Origin of the sequence: Streptomyces sp. NPDC005017 (assembly GCF_042873115.1) — a bacterium.
In the GTDB taxonomy this organism is placed as follows: domain Bacteria; phylum Actinomycetota; class Actinomycetes; order Streptomycetales; family Streptomycetaceae; genus Streptomyces.
The window spans coordinates 1-20892 of the sequence record NZ_JBIALD010000039.1 but is presented as its reverse complement, the minus strand read 5'-3'; the positions used below and the strand labels follow the sequence as shown (position 1 = coordinate 20892).

Below are 20892 nucleotides of genomic sequence, written 5' to 3'. Positions count from 1 at the left end.
AGCGGCGTGCCGAGGGCTTCCCGGTGGAGTCGCCGGCCGGGGCACTGTCCGACGAACGGCGCGAGCAACTGGAGGACATCGGCCCATCCTGGCCGGTGGAGTGGCAGCGCGTCTTCCACCTCGTCCGGCTCCACCTGGAGGAGATCGGCGGCGAGCTGCCGATGGAGCCGGGTGAGGTCGTATACCAGGGCGAGGATCTCGGACGGTGGGTGCGCTCGGTCCGGCTCAAGTGGGACAACCTGACGGCCGTGCAGCAGTGGATGTGTGAGCAGGTCCTCGGGACGAGTCGAGCCGCGACCGACCCTTGAACGCGACGCCTACCAAGCACTGCGCCACACCTACGCGCTCTTCGGCCTCGACGTCACCGACAACCTCTTCATCGACACGGACCACGTGAACACCGCCAAACTGCTGGAAAAGAAGAAGGAGGGAACCAACAGCCCGGGAGCGGTCGGCTGTCTGCGCTCGTCATCGGGCCAGACGCAGGTGTTCCGGCCGCGGCCGTCACGCACCAGGGCACCACGCTGCTCAAGGGGGGTGAGGTGGTAGACCGCCGACGCCGGGCTCCTCAGAGCGATCTCACGGCCGAGCTCCCGCACCGACAGCCTCACCGCGCTCGGTGATCCAGCGGCGGATGCAGGCGAGGATCTGCTCCTCCCGCGCGGTCAGGTGCTCCGGACGCCGGTTCACCACCGGTCACCCCGCTGCCGCCAGGCATCATGCGGCGAATCCGACGTGGGTCACGTACTCGTACCGGCCCCATCGGGAGCCGAGGCCCACGACCTTGCCGGCCCAGGCATCGTCCAGCTCCTGGCTGTCGCCGGCCGCCCATGCGGCGACGATCCGGTCCCAGCGGCGCACGTTCAGCGCCCGCAGCTTCACGGCCCGCCAGCGGAGCCGGCCGACGCAGGACTGATCGACCGGGTGTATCCCCACACGGGTACCGCGACCAAATAGCGGCGTCGAACAGGAGTGATCTTGACCGTCCAGCACCGTGTCGACGGCCGCTCACATTCTCCGGAGCGGCACCGCAACCGTAGGTCTGCCCGCTTGGTCTTCATCCGCATGACAGCCAACCGACGGCCGCCGCGATCCGTCCCGCACGAGCGGGAGTTACGACTGTGGAAGGTCGGCCGTGCCCTCACGGTCACCTTCACCGCCGCAGTCCTGGCAGCGGGCAGCGTCTTCTACACCCTGGTCGTCCTGCTCGACGTACGGGAGATCGACAGCACCGCGAAACTCGACGCCAGCACACTCTTCGACCTGGTGAAACTTTCCTTCGGCGTGGTCGCCGGGGCCGGTGCGCTCGTCGCCCTGGTCGTCGCCTACCGCCGCCAGCGCGTGGACGAGGCCGGCGCCCACCGCGACGCCACCCGCCTGCACACCGAACGCTTCACCACCGCCGTCTCCCAGCTCGGCGACGACTCCCCCGCCGTCCGTCTCGGCGGCGTCCACGCCCTCGCCGACGACGCCCCCGACGCCAGCCTGCGCCAGACGTGCATCGACGTCCTGTGCGCCTACCTCCAGCTCCCCTATACGCCAGACCCTGGCGAGGACCCCACCCACCAGGAGGAACACCACCGCTACCTGGCCTTCCGTAAGGTCCGCCACACCGTCCTCCGCCTCATCGGCGACCACTACCGGCGCCCCACAGGGACCCACGGCTCGTGGCAGGGCTACCACTTTGACCTCACCGGTGTCACCATCGACGGGGACATGGACTTCACTGGTGCCGCGTTCTCCAGCGGCAGGTTGTCCTTCGACGGTGCAGTGTTCTCCGGCAGGATCTCCTTTCACGGCGCGACGTTTTCCGGCGGCCAGCTGTCCTTCCGTGGTGCGATGCTTTCCGGCGGCGCGATGTACTTCGACCGCGCGGTGTTCTCCGGCGGCTTGGTGTTCTTTGGCAGCACGGTGTTCTCCGGCAGCGATGTCTCCTTCGACGGTGCGACGTTCGCCGACAGCATGGTGCATTTCGGCGACGCGACGTTCTCCGGCGGCACGGTGTCCTTCGACGGTGCGACGTTCGCCGACGGCACGCTGGCCTTCGACGGTGCATCCTTCTGCGGTGGCACGGCGTCCTTGGAGAACGCAGTGTTTTCCGGCGGCACGGCATCCTTCGACCGCGCGACGTTCACCGACGGCACAGTGGTCTTTGAGCATTCGACCTTCTCCGGCGCCACGGCGTCCTTCTACAACGCGACGTTCTCCGGCGGCACAGTGGTCTTCGACCGTGCGACGTTCGCCGACGGCACAGTGGTCTTCGACGGTGCGTCCTTCTGCGGCGGCACTGTGGTCTTCGACCGTGCGCGGTTCGCCGGCGGCAGGGTGTCCTTCGAGAGCGCGACATTCTCCAGCGGAGCGGTGTCCTTCGACCACGCAAGGTTCTCCGGCGGCAAGGTGTCCTTCAACGGTGCGAGGTTCTCCAGCGACAGGGTGTCCTTCCGCGGCGCGACGTTTTCCGGCGGCAGGGTGACTTTCCATGGCGCGGTGTTCCCCGACGGCACGGTGTCTTTCGCTGGCTCAAGGTTCTGCGGCAGCTCGGTGGGTATGGACCGGGCGCGGTTCTGCGGCAGCACGGTGTCCTTCGAGAGCGCGACATTTTCCGGCGGCACCGTGGCCTTCGGCGACACAGGGTCCTTCGACCAGGCGAGATTTTCCGGCGGTTCGGTGTCCTTCGCCAGCGCGAGGTTCTCCGGCGGCACAGTGTCCTTCTACTATGCGGAGTTCTCCGGCGGCCTGGTGAACTTCGGCGGCGCGTATGGTCCAGCTCCCGAGGGGCTTATCGCTGCCGTCGGGATTCCTGCTCCTGCGGGGGTCACCCTGCCCCAGCCCTGGCTTCCCTCCAGTCCATAGCTTCTTGAGCCAACGGGACCTGTCCCCGAGTGGTGGACACCTCTGATCCCGGACCCTGGTAGGGGCCGGGCAGGAGGCATCTTTTATGATGATGAAGGTCTACTCGCCCGAGTTCAAGGCGGACGCTGTCGCGCTGTACCTGTCGGACCCGAGCCACACCTTCGAGGGCATCGGCAAGGACCTGGGGATCAGCCGGGAAACGCTGCGTAACTGGGTGCGGGCCGAACGGCCCGCCACGGCGGGGGCAGCACGACGAGCACGAGCACGGAGAAGGACGAGAACCGGGATGCGGCATGCCCGTCCAGCCTGCAGCGCCCGCCCGGCAAATCCTGCGACGAGTACCCCTTCGCCAGTACATGACAGGGTGCCAAGCACAGCGGCGGCCGGTTCAGCCGCCGTATGATCAACGACACCCAGAACACCGAGGCGGGCCGGGCCCTCAACGGCTTCTGCGTCCACAATCGCGTCGTGGAGGGCGACCGGTTCCTGGTGTGGATCAAGTAGGCCCAGCCATCGACCCGGAAGACGAAACCGTGAACGAGCCGAACCGCACGCGTACAGCCCTGGTCTTCACCGAGTACCACCTCTTCCAGATCACAGATCCGGAAGGGGCCGTGAGCGATGACCTCCGTCCGACCCACAACGGACTGGTCTCCGCCGTCGCCGGCAACATCGAGGTGCTGACGGGAATTCACAGCGGCAATGTCGACGTCACCATCGAACTGCACCCACAGCAACCCGACCCGGCGGCAGGCTGGGAAGAGATCGCCGAGATCTCCTGCCACTCCCCCTCCGGGGAAATGCTGGTGACCCCCCTCATGGACGACCCGGCAGACCTGCCCTCCCTCGCCCACCAGGGCCCCGGCACCTACCGGCTACGCCTGCACGCCACCGGCCGAGACCGCAACACCGACGGGACATCGGTACACGGAGTCGTGGAGTCCTACCTGATCCAGAGCTGGCCCGCCACACACCAGGACGCCCTCCTGATCAAGGCGACCGACGCCTACGGAAGCGGGGTCCGCGCCCGGCCGGACAGAGACACCATCGTCATCGACTACGAGGCACTCAACCCCCAGGCCGTCCAGGAACGTGAAAGGCTGCGCCGCTCCGAGCGAGAACACCCCTCCTGAACTCCAGCCCCGCACAGACCGGCGTGAAGCGGCACAGCAGCCACCACACCCAAGCCGGGCCCCTTTCAAGGGGCCCGGCACCGAAAATCCACCTACGCCTCAAGCAACGGCATTCAGGTCCGACACCAGCCTCTCCCCCTCGCCCTGCCCGACGTGCGTACGGCAGCATGCGGCGTGGATGTGACTGTGTGGTGTTCGCTCCCCCTGCGGTGGGCAGGGGGCCTGTGGGCCGGGGTGCGGCGGCCTTGCCTTCCCGGATCCCAGCCGCCGGGCACGGCCGGGATTCCGACGGTCTGCCGTGCCGGGACCGATCGGCTTCACCGATCAGTTCACTATGGCGCGCGAAGTCTCCCGCCGACACGTGAAGGGTTCTGGCTCGTTGTGCAGCCTCACGGTCGGATCCAGGCAGCGAAGGCGTCGACGAGCCCGGTGTAGAAGCGCTCGCCGGGCACCGAGCCGGGGTTCTTGCTGGCGTCGTAGAACGCCACGTTGGTGAACGTGGCGGAAGCGGAGGCGTTGAGGTTCTTGTAGAAGGCGAGCTTGCCACGGCCGAACCCCACGAAGAGCCAGAAGATCCCCAGTGAGGCGGTGTTCTGGAGCATGGAGCGCACCTCTGCCTTGTCCCAGGGCTCATCGCCGACCTGGGTCACGATGAAAGCCGGGTCTGCAGCCCCGGACTCCTGGTAGTGGCTGACGGCGCGTCGCATCGCGTCCGCGACGTTGCCGCAGCCCCAGTCGACCTGGGTGTGCAGCTGCCCGATCCGGCCGCGGTAGTTGTCCAGCCGAATCTCCTCCAGGAACGGCTCCTGTCCGCTGGAGAAGATCACGGGTACCGTGCCGTCGTCGTGGAGGTTGGCCGACAGCGCCAGGACGCGTTCGGCGAAGGCCTGCACGGCGAACGACTCGTAGAGCTCTTCCATGTGCCAGTCATGGTCCAGGATGAGATACACGGCATCCCGCCGCACCGTGATCCCCCGGGCCGCGAGAGCCTGGCCGGCCTGTTGCGCAGGTGCCAGCAATCCCGGAGCCTGCCGCTCCAGCTTCGTCAGATCTGCCACAGTGGCGGCCTGCTGCGCGGTCGTGCGTGTCTGCGCGGGGAGTGGCGCGGCAGGGGGCTCGGGGTCGACCTCGACGGGTTCACCGCACCCACTCCGTAACAGGACCATGAGAAGTGCCCCCGGCTGTTCTTCGGTTCCGGGGGTGACGGTGGCCGGTAGATACTCCCCGTAGGCGGCCGTTTATCTAGCATTCTGTGGCCACGAGTCTCCCCGGTGACGGCCAGATACCTCCCCGGATCTGGACGGACACCGGCCAGCGAAGCTGGCCGGTGTGAAGAACAGCAGGGAGATCATGGAAATCCTGGAGGCTTACGACCTCACGGGGAGTTACCGCGCGGCGGCCGAGCTGGCCGGCTGCGACCACCACACGGTGAAGCGATATGTCCAGTTGCGCGAGCAGGGCGAGCGTCCTGTCGAGCGGCAGCACCGGGCTCGCCCGATCGACGAGTTCCTGGAGAAGATCGAGGAGCTCGTGGCCGCGTCGAAGGGGCGGATACGGGCGGACATTGTGCACCGGCGGATCACTGCGATGGGCTTCACCGGCGGGGAACGCACCACCCGCCGCGCGGTCGCCGAGGTGAAGACGCGCATGCGGTCGGGGCACCACCGCGTCTACCGGCCCTGGATCGCCGAACCCGCGCTCTGGCTCCAGTGGGACTGGGGCGAGGGCCCGCGCATCGGCGGAAGACGTACGTCTTTGTGGTGCGCGTGGCTGGCCTGGTCGAGATTCCGGGTCGTGATCCCGGTCTTCGACAAGACCCTGCCGACGATCGTGGCCTGCCTGGACGCGACCCTGCGACGGATCGGCGGAGTGCCGACCTATGCACTGACCGACAACGAGAAGACGGTCACGGTCGAGCACATCGCGAACATTGCGGTCCGCAACCCGGAGATCGTCGAGGTCGGCCGGCACTACGGCATGACGATCCGGACCTGCCTGCCGGCAGACCCCGAGACGAAGGGCGGCAGCGAGGCGACAGTCCGCATCGCGAAAGCGGACCTGGTCCCCACCAGCGCGAACCTGCTGCCGCATTACAAAACGATGGGCCAGCTCGAAGCGGCCTGCCGCGAGTTCTGCGACACGGTCAACAACCGGGTCCACCGCGAGAGCCGCCGCCGGCCCGCCGAAGCCCTCCTCGAGGAACAGCAGCGGCTGCACCCGCTGCCCAAGCAGCCGTTCACCGTCGCGTTCGGCACTACTCGGCGGGTGAACTGGGACGCCACGATCTCCGTCGAGGGCGTCCGCTACTCGGTCCCGCACGACCTCGTCGACACCCGCGTCTGGGCCCGCTTCCACGGCGACGAGCTGATCGTCACCGCCGTCGGCCAGGACGGACCGGCCGAAGTCGCCCGCCATGACCGCTCCAGTCCGGGCAACCCCTCGATCAAGGACGAGCACTACCCGGTCAGGGAGAACAAGGAGGCCGACCGCACTCCGCGGGCGAAGACCGCCGAGGAGGCCGCCTTCCTCGCACTCGGCCCCGGGGCTGCGTCCTGGCTCATCGAAGCAGCGGCAGCCGGAGCCCGCCGCCTCAAGCCGAAGATGGCCGAGGCCGTCCAGCTCGCCAAGCTCCACTCTGTCGCCGAGGTCGACCGGGCCCTGGGGGCCGCGGCGATCGCCGGCAGGTTCGCGGAGAACGACCTGATCTCCATCCTCACCTACCAGTCCGGACTCGAGACCGTCGAGCCCACCCGGGCCACCGAAGAACACAGCCTGCAGCCGGGCACCTCCGCCTGGTCCCGCTTCGGCATCACCGATGAGAAGGACGAATCCTGATGGCCACCCCGATCCGCACGATCACCGGCGCCCACGGCGACCCGCTGGCCGAGGCCATCGAACTGACCAAACGCCTCAAACTCCCTCACCTGCGCAGGGCACTGAGCGACCTGATCCCCACCGCGAAGGCCCAGAGGTGGGATCCGGCCGAGGTCGTCCGGGTCCTGCTGGCCGAAGAGGCGGCTGGCCGGGACGCGGCCAACCTGCGTACTCGTCGCAAACGGGCCGGGTTCCCCGCCGGGAAGACGTTCGGGGACTGGGACGAGCAGGCATCCTCGATATCCCGGCAGGTCCAGGACTCCCTCAAGACCCTGGAGTGGGTCACCCGCCGCGAGAACCTCTGCATCTGCGGTCCTTCCGGCACCGGCAAGAGCCACTTCACCGAGGCCCTCGGCCAGACCGCGGTCGAGGCCGGCCTGACCGTCGCCTGGTTCACCATCGAAGACCTCGGAACCCTCGTCCGCAGCCACCGCGCCGACGACTCCCTCGCCCGGGCGATGACCCGGCTGATCCGCACCGACCTGATCATCGTCGACGACATCGGCCTGCTGCCCGTCTCACCGGACGCCGCCGAAGGCTTCTACCGCCTCGTCGATGCCGCATATGAACGACGAGCCCTGGCCGTCTCGAGCAACCTCCACCCCTCCGGATTCGACGAGATCATGCCCAAGACCCTCGCCACCGCCACCGTCGACCGGCTCCTCCACCACGCTCACGTCGTGGTCACCCAAGGTGACAGCTTCCGGCTCACCGAGGCCACCACCGGAAAGGGAGTGATGCCTCTGAGGTGACCGCAGCCCTCACAACGGCGGGGAAGTATCTGGCCGCCGCTGGGGACGCTCAATCGGCTGTCAGTGCATGGAACAACTGGCCGCCACCGGGGAACACAAATGGCCGTTGACACGGGGGCACTTCTGTTTCACGGCGTCGCGGCCTCACGACCAGACAAGTCGCCCATCAACAACGGAACAGACCGGATAGTCCCCCGCGCCGATCCTCGTCAGCATCTCCGCCACGGAGTCGAAGTAGTGGGCCAATGACGCGTACTCGCCGGTGATCGTGGGCTCACCCACAAACCATCTGCCGATGCGTCCGTCCGTCGCATCGATGAACTGCCCCATCCAGCCGTCCTGATCCGACAGGAACGGGATCCACTCCTCGCGCCATTCGCCCCCACCGGACAAGGGGTGGTTCGTGTAGAGCTTCTCCATCGCCCGGATGCCCAGAAAGAAGCTCCCCTCGTCCGGGAACCCGGCGTAACCGCAGCAGGCGACATCGTCGTCCACATCGTCCTCGGGAAGATCCAGGTTGTTCTGCAGCAGCCACGCCCGCAGTTCCTGAGGCAATGAGACACCCATACGTTCCTCGGCGGCCGCGAGTATCCGCTCCGGGGCCGGGCCGGGCAGGTCCGCGTGATCGGCCGGAGCATGCGCCCGGAGGAGATTCATTACACGGGACCAGCTCTCCACCACACTCATTCCCCGCTATCCCTCTCTGCACGGATTCGCTATGCCACTCAACGGGCTCACCTACTTTAGCCGGAGGGTGTGTCAATTTAACGGCCCTGTCTCACTTTCGGTGGTAACGGAGCGTTGCGGGACTCGTTGACTTTGCGTGATGAATGTCAACGAGCTTATGCAGATGGTGTTTTCAGGTCTGTCGCCACTGGTCATGGACGATGTGGTTGACAATGGCGAGCGGATCGTGGTGCGGGCCCGGACGCGGCGAGAGACCGCGGCCTGCCCGGTGTGCGGGGTGGCGTCGGGACGAGTGCACGGCTATCACTGGCGGACGGTGGCCGACGTTCCGGTCGACGAGCGTCGGGTGGTGGTTCGCGTGCGGGTGCGGCGTCTGGTGTGTCCCACGCGCGGTTGTCGGCACACCTTCCGCGAGCAGGTGCCCGGCGTGCTGGAGCGTTACCAGAGACGCACGGCCCGTCTGACCAGGCAGGTCAAGGCCGTGGTCAAGGAGTTAGCGGGCCGGGCGGGATCACGTCTGCTGGTCATACTCGCGGCGGGCCTGTCCCGTCACACGGCCCTGCGCGTCCTGGCGCGCATTCCGTTGCCCGCCGGGCGAGTGCCCCGCGTGATCGGTGTCGACGACTTCGCCCTGCGCCGACGGCACCGCTATGCCACCTTGGTGATCGACGCCGAGACCCATGAGCGGATCGACGTACTGCCCGACCGCACGGCCGGCACGCTGGAAGCGTGGCTGCGCGGGCATCCGGGCGTCGAGGTCGTGTGCCGCGACGGCTCGACCACATACGCCGAGGCCATCCGCCGCGCACTGCCCGAAGCGGTGCAGGTCGCCGACCGGTGGCACCTGTGGCACAACCTGTGCGAAGCCGCCCTCAGCGAGGTGAAGGCACACAGCACCTGCTGGGCCGCAGTGCTGGACGCGCCGATCTACGACGGGCCCCGCGCCCAGACCACCCTGGAACGCCAGCACCAAGTCCACGGCCTGCTCGAGAAGGGCGTGGGCCTGCTCGAATGCGCCCGCCGCCTGCAACTGGCTCTGAACACCGTCAAACGCTACGCGCGAGCCGACCGGCCCGAGCGCATGCTCCGCGTCCCCAAATACCAGGCCGGCCTGGTCGATCCTTACCGCCAGCACCTGCGTAATCGCCGGGCCGAAGGAGCCTCCCCCTGAGTGGTGGACACGCTGATACTGGATCTGCTTGATCCGGAGGAAGCGAGAAGACCGCCGATGGCGATGAAGGACTACTCGGACGAGTTCAAGGCCGATGCCGTGGCCCTGTACGAGTCCACACCCGGGGCGACCTACAAAAGCATCGCCGCCGACCTGGGCATCAACCGGGCCACCTTGCGCGAGTGGGTACTGCGAGACCGCGAACGCCGCGGCGTCACCGCTTCCCTTGCGACGGCCGCTGAGGCGCCTGCCCGGGCCGGGGCGGCAACATCGTCGACCGATCCGGACGAACGGATCCGGCAACTCGAGGCCCGGGTGGCCGAACTCGAGGCGAGTGAGCGCAAGCTGGCGACCGAGCGGGACATACTCCGCAAGGCGGCCAAGTATTTCGCCGGGGAGACGAACTGGTGATCAGCCGCTTCCAGTTCGTCGACGATCACCGGGCCACCTACGAGGTGAAGCGGCTCTGTGAGGTCTTGGAGCTCAACAGGTCCAGCTACTACAAGTGGCTCTCCGGCCGGCAGGCCAGGGCAGCCCGGCAGCACAGGGATCGGGTCCTAGCCGAGAAGATCCGCGAGGTTCACGGAGAGTCCGGCGGCGCCTATGGCTCACCGAGGGTGACCGCCGAGCTGAAGGAGAAGGGTCTACCGGTCAACGAGAAACGCGTCGCCCGGGTGATGCGGGCGTTCTCGATTACGGGCATCCGTCTGCGCAGACGCGTCCGCACCACCGTCCCCGACCCGGCCGCCACGCTGGTCGCGGACCTGTTCCGGCGGGACTTCACCGCCCCGGAACCAGGCCGGAAATACATGGGGGATATCACCTATCTCCCTCTGGCGGGCGGGGAGTTTCTCTATCTCGCGACCGTCCTGGACTGCTTCAGCCGCAAGGTCGTCGGCTGGTCCATCGCCGATCACATGCGCACCGACCTGGTCGCCGACGCCCTTCGCATGGCCGCCCGCAGCCGCGGCGGTCTGGACGGCTCGCTCTTCCACTCCGATCACGGAGCGCAATACGGGTCTCGGGCCTTCGCCGACCTCTGCACCCAGCTGGGGGTCACCCGCTCGATGGGCGCGGTCGGCACCAGCGCGGACAACGCAGCCTGCGAGAGCTTCCACGCGTCCCTGAAACGCGAAACCCTCCAGGGCGCCCACGACTACAGCGACGCCGCCACCTGCAGAAGAACGGTTTTCGCCTGGCTGACCCGCTACAACACCCGCCGCCGGCACTCCGCCAACGGCCACCTCAGCCCCAACGAATACGAACGCCGACACCACGCCGCTAAGCTCACGCTCGCCGCGTGATCAATGACCGCGTGCCCACCATCACGGGGGAAGGCCCGAAGACCCCGGCGTCCCCGTCAAGCACCTCTTCGAAGAGATCAAGGCTCTCGGCTTCATCGGCTGCCTCAACCTCCTGCACAAGTACATCAACCAGGGCCGCGCAGACGCCGACCGCAGCCACATCTCCCCGTGCAGACTCGCCCGGATGCTGCTGACCGGGCCCGACAACCTCAAAACCCAGCAACACGAGCTCCTGGCCCAACTGACCGCCGCCTGCGCCGAAATGACCCAACTGGCAACAGCTGTGAGGGACTTCGCTCCGCTCCTCACGCCTCACGCCGACAACGCCGACGCGCTCACACGCTGGGTCACCCAGGTCTGTGACGCCGACCTGCCTCACCTGCACGCCTTCACGCGCGGGTTGGAGCGTGAATGCGACGCCGTCAACGCCGCATTCACGCTTCCGTACAGCAACGGCCCCACCGGGGGTGTCAACACCAAGACCAAGCGCATCGCGCGCCAGATGCACGGACGAGCAGACTTCGCTCTGCTCCGCCACCGCATCCTCCTCGGATAACAGTCACCTTGGGTGACCACCGAAAGTGAGACAGGGCCGTTAGATTTACACTCCCTCTCTTCGAAAGGGGCCCGGCCCCTGTCACGGCTCGTGGCCAGGGGCGTGCGGCGGCTCGCCTCGGGCCTCCGGCTCCGCCAACTCCGACACTGGCCTGGCCGTGCCCGCGGCCCAGCCCGGCATTGTCGAACACACGCGCCGCGTGAGTGCACGCGGACGTCAGAGAGACCACCCGGGGTGCGATCGGACGGGCTCGGCCCCACCCTGAGTCCATGACGGATCGCAGGCCTCCGACGGGCCCGCCGCGCGGACCGCAATGGGGACAACCTGCCCCGAGCGCCGCGAGCAGGCGTCGTCCCGCGCTGACGCACACCTTGGCGGCCCTCGGCGGGGTCGGCGTGGGAGTGCTTATCGGCGTCGTGGGCGCGGCAGGCGACGCGGGTGACGAGGCGAGCGGCTCCCGGCCGAGCGCCGCCCAAACGGTCCAGGCGTCCGCTGCCGGCGTCCCGTCCACGGACCGCTCCACTCCTGACGGGACGGAACCCGAGCAGGCGAACGCTCAGGAGATCCCTGGCGACGGCACCTTCCTGGTGGGCCAGGAGGTCCGGCCCGGAACCTACCGCAGCGCCGGGCCCTCCGGCGGGCTCGCGGACTGCTACTGGGCCCGCCTCAAAGGCACGACCGGTGAGCTCAGCGAGATCATCGCCAACGCCTCCGGCAAGGGGCCGACCACGATCACCATCCTCGCCGCCGACGAGGCATTCCAGACCTCCGGCTGCCAGACCTGGAAGCGACTCGGCTGACTCCGCCACAGAAACCCCCTGACATCGCGCCTCGAGCACCCCGGTGCGAACCCTCGAAGTGGGCAAGTCCCAGGGCCTGTTTCATCTCGCGGTAGTCGTGCTCGATGCGCCAGCGGAGCCTGGCCAGCCGCACCAGCGTCGCCAGGAGCATCCCGGAGGGCAGGCTGGACGGCCAGAACTGCACCGGCTGGCGGCGAACGGTAGGACCCAGTCTGGGGTGTGTTCCATAACCGTCGGCCCCGCCGAGGTCTACGGGGACGGAGACACCCCTTTGGCCGTCGGAGCACACCTCCGGCGCCCGGGCACCCGCTCGCCCCCGGGCGGCTGCGGCGAGATCCCTTCACCACGCCCGGACACGTCTGCACCACAGCCGCCTTCCCCAGCAGGCACCTTCCGCCCTTCCCCGGCCCCCGCCCTCAGCTCAGCCGGCGAGGCCTGCTGCGCTGCACCGCACCACTGGGCGGTGCCGCCGCACGGACAGCCTCAGGCGCCGTGTTCCCTCCGCCTCCCGCACACGCCGCAGCCCTCACCGTGCCGACCTGGCGCCTACGGCAGATACGAGCGGATGACGACAGACATTTCGCCTCTGCCCGAAAAGGCCAGGCGAGGCGAAATGTCTGTCCGAGGGGGATCGATGCGGGGATCCCCACCACCGGTTCCGCTTGCGTGTCGGCCTGCCGGTACGGCGATTCCCGCCCTCGGTGCACGGCCAGCGCTCTCTCCTGGCACGCTCTCCCACCGTAGCGTAATCGATTCCGTCTATCGAGCGATTCCGGAGTTTGCTCTGATCGGATCCACAAAAGACCTGTTCAGACGGCGACTTCATGATGGATGCATGGATGCGGAGGGGTGGCACAGAGGCTTCTGGATCATCGAATGTGTCCGGTGCTGTTGACTTTGTTCCTTCAACTGATTGCCTTTCAACCAACGACCATCTTATTGTCATGGCCACGCCGCGCAGGGCGGGATGCGCCCTGCGCATTTGAGGAGGTCAACGATGCTCTCCCGTAGATTCGCCGCCACGCTCACGGCCCTCAGCCTCGCCGGATTCGGCGTGAGCCTGACCGTCACCCCCACCGCCCAGGCCGCAACCGCCGTCGCGTCCGGGGCCCCCGACGCGTGCGGCCAGGACCCATGGACGACCGGCGTGCCCGACCAGCCCCTCGGGTTCGACTACACCCAGCCCTGCCGCAACCACGACGCCTGCCGCTCCCAGGCCGACGCCGACCGCAACGCCGGCCGCACCGACCTGAAGGGGCACCGGGAAGCCGCGTACGCGTGTCACAACCAGTTCTCGACCGAGCTGCACCGGGTGTGCGACACCACACCCAACCGGTCCCTGGCAGCCCGCTCGGCCTGCCACGCGACGGCGGGGCTCTACTTCAGCGCCGTGTGGACGTTCAACACCCCTGTGGTCTAGTACTCCAGCAGGATTCCGCCACCTGACCTGGCCTTTCGCCGGGTGGCGGGAGTGTAGCGGGACTTCGATCGTGCGGGGGCGGTCTCACGGAGACCGCCCTCGATCGTGCGACAACGCCGCAGGTAGTGACAGCGGCGGGGCAGCCTCCGAGGGTGATCACCGAGTCTGCCGCCGCGCAATGGGACCTCGAACTGGATGACCTCTTCCTGACCATCGGGCACCGCTTCGGCCGAGTCGAGCTCCGCCGCCGGATGCGGGATTACGTGCGCGGGCTGCTCGCCCCGGTAGCCCGCAAGAACAGCTGGGTACGCCACGAGGCGCCATGTGACCGAGTGGAGGTGGGAGACCTCCACCGCCGGGCCGTCGCAGCGGCCGGGTAGAAGCTGAGGGCAGTCCGGGCCGGGGAACGCCGGTGAGGACGGAAAGCAGCCCTGACAACGCCGGGACGGCGCGGAACTGCCAGACGCGTCGGGTTCGGCAAGCAAGGCCAGAAGGCGTACGAAGAGGAATCCGTGTAAAGCCCCGTAAGTCTTGTCACCGGGCTCCAATCTGGCGGATATGGGCCCGGGGTGCAGTGCGTGACCGCTCGCTTCGGCAGGGGCGATCAACTCCGAAGCCGGTCTCCAACTGCTGATGGGGAGGCCACGCCGAAGGTCTGCGGCGTAGGCGTGGTGATGCTGCCGGGGTAGTAGCGGGACGCCGACCTGGCCGATCGGCACATGGTGAACGTGGGAACCGCCCGCGGTCGCCCTTCTCCTCCGGACAGCCGGTCCGGCGAGGAGGGCAGGCCCGTTGCCGGCTGAGGGCCGCAGGTGGGGCGGAGGCCCTGTAGTAGTCCGAGCGGAGGAAAGCTCCGTGCATGGCGAAGGGGGCCAGCAAGTCGGCAGGGAGGATGCTGCAATGCCGGGAGGCCGCCGGTGAATACCGACGCGCTGGAGTTCGCGCTGCTCAAGGCCGAGCGCCGGGTACTGGAGATGCAGACCAAACTGCACTGTTGGGCGACCGACGATCGTGATCGCCGGTTCGATGACCTGTTCAATCTCGTCGCCGATCCCGCGTTCCTGCTGGTCGCGTGGGTTCGGGTGCGAAGGAACAGGGGCGCTCGCTCGGCCGGAGTGGACGGGCAGACGGCCCGTTCCGTGGAGGACGGGGGGCCTTGACCCCGGGGTCAAGGCCCACCTCGAGCGGCTGCCGGCCTACGCACCCGAACTCAACCCGGTCGAACTGCTGTGGTCGGCCATCAAGACCCGCGAGCTGGCCAACCTCGCCGGCGACCACCTCGCCGGTGTCGCTGACGCAGCCGAACGCGGCATCCACCGAGTCTGCTCCGGTGAGCAACTCCCATGGTCCTTCCTCGCCCACACCGGCCTGGCCATTCATCCCAAAACGCCACAGAACTAACGAAAAACTCAGTAATAAGGCGAAATCAGTAACGAACTACCGGTAAGCGCCAAGGTAGGGTCCGAGGGTGGCTGCAGTGGCTGCACAGACCAAATAGTTCTTGGCGTGGTGGAAGCCGAACGCCTCATGGATGGAGGTTGTGAGATCCAAGTCGATGCCGGTGAAAGCGCGGGCGAGGCGGGGTGGGATTGCTACCGGATCTCCCGGGTCAGCGATGTTCACCCAGCGTCCGACACTAGCAGGGCGGGCACCGCGTAGTGATCGTGAGCCAACGGGGCGGGGCAGAAGGCGGTCGAAGACAGCATGAGGTAGGGCCAGAGGGGAGCCCAAGGTAAGCAAAAGCTCCACCCCTGGATCAGGGTGCGCGTGAAGCGCCTCGTAAGCCACAACCGTGCCCAGCGAGTGGGCGGTGACGACTCTCGGATGGTGCTGGGCTATCCGAGTCGCGACCTCGTCTCGGGCAGCCACACGCGCCGGGCTGTCATCAGCCCGCAGGTACTCGGCCACCTCACGGAAGAAGAGCTGAACGAACAACTGCGTCAGCCGGCCGTCCAAACTGAACTTCTCCGCCACCCAGGAGGCCGCATAGCGCAGCGGTAGCGTCAGGGCTCCCAGCGCAACAGGCTGCGGAGCTCCCAATTCCCCCAACCAATCCGCCAGTAGCTCCTTCGCCAACGGGTCTGACAGTTCCTCCACGTCCACCGGCCCCTGGGCTGTAGGGCCTGTGCTCAGCGCCTCCGCGTAGTAGGCGAAATCCAGGTCGATGTGGTTCGGGGGCAGTCCCATCCCCTTGGCCAAATGCTGTGCCCAGTGGGTGCGCTGTGCCGCACGTACCTGGTCGGCTGGGAGGCGGCGATTGTGGTATCCCACACCGTGGACAGCAACGATACTGAGACGCTGAGACGGGGACTTGCTCATGACTGTCTCCCGAAGAGCGGTGCCAGCGTAAGCACCATGACGTCGTGGCCCATGCCAAGCATGATGGTGTCGCCCGATGCAATCTCTACGCACCCCGACACGCCCGGTAGCTGCAAGATGGTCAGACAGGAGGCAGTGGTCAGATCCCATACTCGCACGGTGCGGTCGTTGCTGGTGGTGACAGCGAGAGGCCGCCCCTGCACCAAGGTTGTCGCTACCGCACGCACCGAGCCGGTGTGGCCGGTGAGGGGGCCACCAACCTGGTGGCCAGCAGCCACGTCCCACATCCGAACCGTGGTGTCAGCGCTAACGGTGACGGCGACGGACCGGTTCTCCATCACGGTGGTCGCCACCGCACGCACCGAGTCGGAGTGGCCAGCGAGGACGGCGGTGGTGCGGCCGGTGGCCAGGTCCCACACGCGCGCGGTGCCGTCGCCACTACCGGTGACAGCGACGGGCCGGTCGTCCACCATGGCTGTCGCCACCGCGTGAACCCAGTCGGAGTGGCCGGTGAGGAGGTCGCCAAACTGGCTCCTGGAAGCCAAGTCCCACACGCGCACCGTGTCGTCATCACCGCCGGTGACGGCGACGAGCCGGTCCTTCACCACGGCTGTCGCCACCGCACGCACTGAGTCGGAGTGGCCGGTGAGGGCGCAGAGCTGACGTCTGGCAGTCAGGTCCCACACCAGCACTGTGCCGCCACCACTGCCCGTGACGGCGACTGGCTGGTCCTGCAATACGGTTGTCGCCACCGCGTACACCGGATCGGTATAACCGGTGCGGACGGCAGCGGTGTGGCCCGTAAGGACGGCAATGGTATGACCGGTGGCCAGGTCCCACATCCGCACTGTGCCGTCGCCACTACCGGTGACAGCGACGGGCTGGCCATCTACCAGGGCTGTCGCCACCGCGTGAACCCAGTTGGAGTGACTGGGCAGGGGGTCGCCGAGCTGGCTCCTGGAGGCCAGATCCCACACCCGCACCGTGCGGTCGTCGCTGCCCGTGACAGCGACTGGGCGGCCGTCTACTACGGTGGTTGCGACGGTGCGCCCCCAGTCGGTGTGGCCAGTGAGGGGGTCGCCGAGCTGGCTCCTGGAGGCCAGATCCCACACCCGCACCGTGCGGTCGTTACTCGTGGTGACGGCAACTGGTAGGTCGTCTACGACGGCAGTCGCCACCGCGAGTACCGGGTCGGTGTGACCGATGAGGGGGCCGCCGAGCTGGCTCCTGGAGGCCAGATCCCACACCCGCACCGTGCCGTCATCACCGCCGGTGACGGCAACTGGTAGGTCGTCTACGACGGCAGTCGCCACCGCGAGTACCGGGTCGGTGTGACCGACGAGGGGGTCGCCGAGCTGGCTCCTGGAGGCCAGATCCCACACCCGCACCGTGCTGTTGGTGCTGCCGGTGACGGCAACGGGGCGGCCGTCCAGCGCAGTGACCGCCACCGCAAGTACCCATTCAGCAAAGCCGGTGCCGGCAAGGGGATCGCCGATTTGATGGCCGGTCACCAGGTCCCACACTCGTACTCTGCTGTTAGTGCCGCCGACGAGGACGATGGGCAGCTCGTCTACGACGGCGGTCGCCACCGCGAGTATCGAATCCGTGTAGTCAGTGAACGGAGCGCCAATCTGGTGGCCTGTGGCCAGGTCCCACCTCCGCACGCTGCCGTCGCCACTACCGGTAACGGCGACAGGCCGGTCGTCCACCACGGTCGTCGCCACCGCATACACCGGCTTGGTGTGGCCAGCGAGGACGGCGGTGGTGCGGCCGGTGGCCAGGTCCCACACGCGCGCGGTGCCGTCGCCACTACCGGTGACAGCAACGGGCCGGTCGTCCACCATGGCTGTCGCCACCGCTCGTACTGAATCAGCGTGGCCGGTAAAGACAGCGGTGTTCGCTGCTGATACTTGTGAGCCAGTTGCCCAGAGCGGTGTCCAGTCGGCGTTGCGGGCGAAGACAGCAGCGAGTTCCATGGCGCGGAATCGAGCAGCGTCCACCATGAGAATTTGCTGGCGATCAGCGGAGTTAAGAGTGCAGTGAACCGCGTAGGATGTCCGGTAAACAGCAGCGGCGAGCCGTTCACAATCTGTGGTCGCCTCTCGGAGGATGGCATTGATCGCCTCAGGCTCGCCGTGCATGAGGAATTGGGGGTCGCCGACGAGTTCACCTGCCCTGTTGGCGCGTGTGGCATGTTGGGCGGCATGACGCAGCAGGTAAGGGTCGGCCACTTGCCAGGCGGGCTTGCTGTCTTCCGACGGTGGAATGGACTGGAGTAGCCGGTCGTAGACAAGCCGGGCATAGGGCACGTGGGTGCTCATTGAGTTTCCTCCTGCCCTGTGCGGTCATACGGTGTAGCCCGGAGACGTTCGGCAAGCCCTTCGTGGAAAAGCCTGAAGAGGGTAGTCCCATCGATGTCGATGTCGCGCCGCAGATAAAATCGGGCCTGTCCCAGAGCGGATCTAACGTCGCCAACCGGGAGCGGGCCATCGCAGGGTCCGGGAGAAGTGAACGCTGTGGTGACATGGGCAAGAACACGCTCTGGCATTCCACGTCCCTCAGCATGGGCTAGGGCAGTTAGGACAGGGCGCAGATTTGGCTGGTCGGGGCGGCGGGCGAGATCAAGCTCAAGGAGTTCGTGCAGATCCAAGGGAACGGCTAGGCCAAGATTGCGGGCGGCTGCCGGATCCCGCTGAGCGGGCATGGTGAGCACGTGGCGCAGGTAGAGGCCAGCGACAAGGAACTCGCCCCACCCCAGTGATCCTGACCCGCTCCGCCAGGTCGGGTCGTTGGTGCCGGTCAGGCGCGCCGCGATCCCCTCGGCAAGGGCAGTTGCGGCATCAGCCATATCCCAAGCGGCGTAGGGGGTGTCGACCGCAAGTAGGTCACCGACGTACCGCTGCAGGGCAGCGAAGATGTCCGATGGCTGGGCTGCGTCAAGGTTAATCAGCCCTCCTGTGTCCTCGGCCAAGCGAATCAGGCTAGCCAAGCGTGGCTCGAGGCGAGTGCCCACCAGCAGCCGCAGGCGTGAAGCTTCGGTGGCGCGAGCGAGAGGCAGCAACAGGGCTTGGGCGATATCTTCGGGGCGTTCCGCTTCATCCAGGGCGTCAATCACCAGTGTGTGCGGGGCGCCGGGGATGGTTTGTGTGAATTCGATCAGCCTGTGTGTGTCCCATTTACTTGTAGGGCTGCCTTGCTCAGCGGCACCCAATTGTCGGACGATGGACCCTGTGATCTGCTCCAGGTCACGGCGCCGGGCGTGGACAACGGCCAGACGGTAGTTGCAGGCTGGCTTGGCTGGCAGCCGGAGCCACAAGTTTTGCGTAGCATCGCGTAGTTTCGGGTGGGCTGCGCAGACCAGGACGCCAAGCAGTGCGGACTTGCCTACCCCAGGCTTACCAGTGACGATGCGAAAACCGGGTCCCTGGCCGTTAAACCAGGCGGTCAGTGTGCCGATCTCCCGTTCTCGGCCGTGGAAGTATCCCTGCCCCACTCCGCGGTCTAGTGGTTCCGCGCCAGCGCCGCGCAACATGAAGTGCCGCGGGTCGAATGCCTCGTCCAGCAGTGAAGAGATTCCGGAATCAACTCCTGTCAGCGCACTATTTAGAGGGCGGTAAAAAGGGTTGGGGAAGAAGGGCAGATCATCCTCGCGCGCAGCGAAGAAAGAGACTCGGCTGCCTTCGATCTGCTGAGGATATCCCTCTGCCGCATTGAGTTCGGTCACCGCACGTTCTATCTCATGACCGACGGTTGACAATGGTATGTACGGATAGATTGAGTCCACCTGCAAATCACCATCGAGATACTGTCGAAGTACTGCAGTCGTAGCCCGGCTCAGCCGGTAGTCGAACGCCTTCTCTTCGCGTCCGGAGGCAGCGATCACCCAGGCTCGGCGGCGGACCACCGGCATCTCTTGGTGCCAGGGCAGCGTCGCTGCAGCGCCGGAATGACACAAATCGAGCACAAACAGAGTTCGCGGCCTTGGCTTTTCGGGGTGAGATTCGATCAAGCCGATCCAAGCGGAGATCGGATCATCGAGGTCTTTTCCATCGCTGCCTACCACGTGCAGATCGCGGTCTCCGGTCCTAGCCAGTCTGCCGTGCGCGACAATATGTACCACCAACACCTCCGTGTCAGCGCACGTCACAGCCTTGCGGATCTCGTCACCGGGTTCTACGGCATCGTCGGGCCGCCAGCCTGCGCGGTAACCAAAACCGCCTAGCACCTCAGCGATCGACGCAGCATGCGCGGGAGCCTCATACAGCGGATCCAACTCGCCGAGTACTGGCAAATCATCCTCATCGTGTCGCGCAAGCAGAGACAGGCCAATAGTTAGCGCAGTTCGTGCCCCGCTTCCGCGATCAACAGCCTTATACATGGCCCCGCCCTTCCACTTGCCGGGACTTAACAGAAACACGCCCAAGCATCTGAGACTTGGCGCTCGTCTGCGGACAGCATCTCGGCACCGGACAGGCCTCCCGGCGATCCGCCTCCCTGAAGGTCGCCCACCCACTCGGGAAACCTCCTGCTTCCGGGCGACTCCCTCACATCTGTTCCATCGACTGATCACACATCACCCAGCCCCCAGTAAGGCACGGAGGCCGCCTCTCTTCCGGCGCACTGGTCATGGCCCCGACGCGATCGGCGATGGTCCACTGCGCTCGTCTGTGGTGGCCTGGCGTCCGTGGCGGGTTGCCCGCGTAGTACCAGCGTCAGATGCCGCCCTTGGCTGCTGTAGTCACGGCTACATTTGCGAGCCAGTCAGCCTTTCGCGGACTATAGACAGTGACCGGGGCGGGTCCGTTCACTTCGCCCGGTTTGAAGGTACGCCGGTGGCGTCAGCACGGCGTTACTGCGCCGTCAATGCCGATGCAACCTTGGCCCTCGGCAGCGGCAGCTTCACCGAGATCACCAGGTCATCTCCCGCTACGTGCAACACCGTTGCTTTTAGGTTTTGGGGGTGGTGTCAAGGACGCCGTCCTGGATGATCTGCACCTCCAGTGTGTATGCCTGGACGGTGCGA

General features: G+C 66.8%; 16 protein-coding genes and 5 pseudogenes. 13 read left to right on the top strand and 8 right to left on the bottom strand.

The features are described from left to right. Positions 1–23 precede the first annotated feature (23 nt). Entirely contained in the window at positions 24–308 is a 285-nt protein-coding gene (locus ACFYR0_RS35560; RefSeq protein WP_389337764.1) for a hypothetical protein, read from the top strand. A 30-nt stretch (positions 309–338) separates the two neighbouring features. On the opposite strand, the gene ACFYR0_RS35555 is transcribed toward ACFYR0_RS35560, so the two are convergent. Both ACFYR0_RS35555 and ACFYR0_RS35550 read right to left on the bottom strand, forming a co-directional pair. Next, positions 339–599 (bottom strand): hypothetical protein, encoded by a 261-nt coding sequence (locus ACFYR0_RS35555; RefSeq protein ID WP_389337831.1) that lies wholly within the window; start codon positions 597–599, stop codon positions 339–341. Between the two features lie 118 nt (positions 600–717). Continuing rightward, positions 718–951 (bottom strand): annotated as a pseudogene (locus ACFYR0_RS35550) (transcriptional regulator); the annotation flags it as partial. A 27-nt stretch (positions 952–978) separates the two neighbouring features. Between ACFYR0_RS35550 and ACFYR0_RS35545 the strand changes: the two are divergent. From ACFYR0_RS35545 to ACFYR0_RS35535, 3 genes and pseudogenes are all read left to right on the top strand, one after another. Further along, the gene (locus ACFYR0_RS35545; protein ID WP_389337761.1) at positions 979–2853 is read left to right on the top strand and encodes a pentapeptide repeat-containing protein; all 1875 of its coding nucleotides are present in this window, start codon (positions 979–981) and stop codon (positions 2851–2853) included. A gap of 85 nt (positions 2854–2938) precedes the next feature. Then, positions 2939–3145: pseudogene (locus ACFYR0_RS35540) on the top strand (transposase); the annotation flags it as partial. Positions 3146–3386: 241 nt separating this feature from the next. Next, positions 3387–3986, top strand: a complete 600-nt coding sequence (locus ACFYR0_RS35535; protein WP_389337759.1) for a hypothetical protein — start codon at positions 3387–3389, stop codon at positions 3984–3986. 389 nt (positions 3987–4375) lie between these two features. Here the strand turns inward: ACFYR0_RS35535 and ACFYR0_RS35530 are convergent, their stop codons facing one another. Continuing rightward, positions 4376–5044 (bottom strand): VWA domain-containing protein, encoded by a 669-nt coding sequence (locus tag ACFYR0_RS35530; protein ID WP_389337756.1) that lies wholly within the window; start codon positions 5042–5044, stop codon positions 4376–4378. A 271-nt stretch (positions 5045–5315) separates the two neighbouring features. Here ACFYR0_RS35530 and istA point away from each other — a divergent pair, with 271 nt between their 5' ends. Together istA and istB are read left to right on the top strand one after the other, a co-directional pair. Then, entirely contained in the window at positions 5316–6821 is a 1506-nt protein-coding gene (gene istA, locus ACFYR0_RS35525) for an IS21 family transposase (protein ID WP_389337753.1), read from the top strand. After that, complete coding sequence (gene istB / locus ACFYR0_RS35520) at positions 6821–7612, top strand: IS21-like element helper ATPase IstB (RefSeq protein ID WP_389337750.1); 792 nt, start codon at positions 6821–6823, stop codon at positions 7610–7612. The genes istA and istB overlap by 1 nt, the downstream gene beginning before the upstream one ends. 144 nt (positions 7613–7756) lie before the next feature. Here istB and ACFYR0_RS35515 read toward each other — a convergent pair whose 3' ends face one another. Further along, positions 7757–8299 carry an SMI1/KNR4 family protein gene (locus tag ACFYR0_RS35515; protein ID WP_389337747.1) on the bottom strand — a complete coding sequence of 181 codons (543 nt, stop codon included), beginning with the start codon at positions 8297–8299 and terminating at the stop codon, positions 7757–7759. A 139-nt stretch (positions 8300–8438) separates the two neighbouring features. On the opposite strand from ACFYR0_RS35515, the pseudogene ACFYR0_RS35510 reads away from it, so the two are divergent. The 4 genes and pseudogenes from ACFYR0_RS35510 to ACFYR0_RS35495 all read left to right on the top strand — a co-directional run. Further along, positions 8439–9455, top strand: a pseudogene (locus tag ACFYR0_RS35510) (ISL3 family transposase); the annotation flags it as partial. Positions 9456–9527: 72 nt separating this feature from the next. Next, positions 9528–10774 (top strand): IS3 family transposase gene (locus tag ACFYR0_RS35505; protein ID WP_389337828.1). Its coding sequence is split into 2 segments (ribosomal slippage): positions 9528–9860 and positions 9863–10774, totalling 1245 coding nucleotides; the frame shifts between segments, so codons are not numbered across the junction. Between the two features lie 31 nt (positions 10775–10805). Further along, positions 10806–11330: pseudogene (locus tag ACFYR0_RS35500) on the top strand (transposase); the annotation flags it as partial. A gap of 395 nt (positions 11331–11725) precedes the next feature. Then, complete coding sequence (locus tag ACFYR0_RS35495) at positions 11726–12130, top strand: hypothetical protein (RefSeq protein ID WP_389337744.1); 405 nt, start codon at positions 11726–11728, stop codon at positions 12128–12130. Positions 12131–12179: 49 nt separating this feature from the next. On the opposite strand, the pseudogene ACFYR0_RS35490 reads toward ACFYR0_RS35495, so the two are convergent. Continuing rightward, a pseudogene (locus ACFYR0_RS35490) lies at positions 12180–12320 on the bottom strand (transposase); the annotation flags it as partial. 807 nt (positions 12321–13127) lie between these two features. On the opposite strand from ACFYR0_RS35490, the gene ACFYR0_RS35485 reads away from it, so the two are divergent. From ACFYR0_RS35485 to ACFYR0_RS35475, 3 genes are all read left to right on the top strand, one after another. After that, positions 13128–13550, top strand: coding sequence for a phospholipase A2 (locus ACFYR0_RS35485; protein ID WP_389337741.1), 423 nt, complete (start codon positions 13128–13130; stop codon positions 13548–13550). A gap of 152 nt (positions 13551–13702) precedes the next feature. Beyond that, on the top strand, positions 13703–13930 hold the full coding sequence (locus ACFYR0_RS35480; RefSeq protein WP_389337738.1) for a hypothetical protein: 228 nt from the start codon (positions 13703–13705) through the stop codon (positions 13928–13930). 537 nt (positions 13931–14467) lie between these two features. Then, positions 14468–14710 carry a hypothetical protein gene (locus ACFYR0_RS35475; protein WP_389337735.1) on the top strand — a complete coding sequence of 81 codons (243 nt, stop codon included), beginning with the start codon at positions 14468–14470 and terminating at the stop codon, positions 14708–14710. 277 nt (positions 14711–14987) lie between these two features. Here the strand turns inward: ACFYR0_RS35475 and ACFYR0_RS35470 are convergent, their stop codons facing one another. Genes ACFYR0_RS35470 through ACFYR0_RS35460 form a run of 3 tightly spaced genes read right to left on the bottom strand, consistent with a single transcriptional unit; the run spans position 14988 to position 20292 of the window. Then, positions 14988–15869, bottom strand: coding sequence for a serine peptidase (locus ACFYR0_RS35470; protein WP_389337732.1), 882 nt, complete (start codon positions 15867–15869; stop codon positions 14988–14990). After that, entirely contained in the window at positions 15866–18190 is a 2325-nt protein-coding gene (locus tag ACFYR0_RS35465) for a hypothetical protein (protein ID WP_389337729.1), read from the bottom strand. Before ACFYR0_RS35465 ends, ACFYR0_RS35470 begins: the two co-directional genes overlap by 4 nt. Continuing rightward, entirely contained in the window at positions 18187–20292 is a 2106-nt protein-coding gene (locus ACFYR0_RS35460) for an ATP-binding protein (RefSeq protein WP_389337726.1), read from the bottom strand. The genes ACFYR0_RS35465 and ACFYR0_RS35460 overlap by 4 nt, the downstream gene beginning before the upstream one ends. Positions 20293–20892 lie beyond the last annotated feature (600 nt).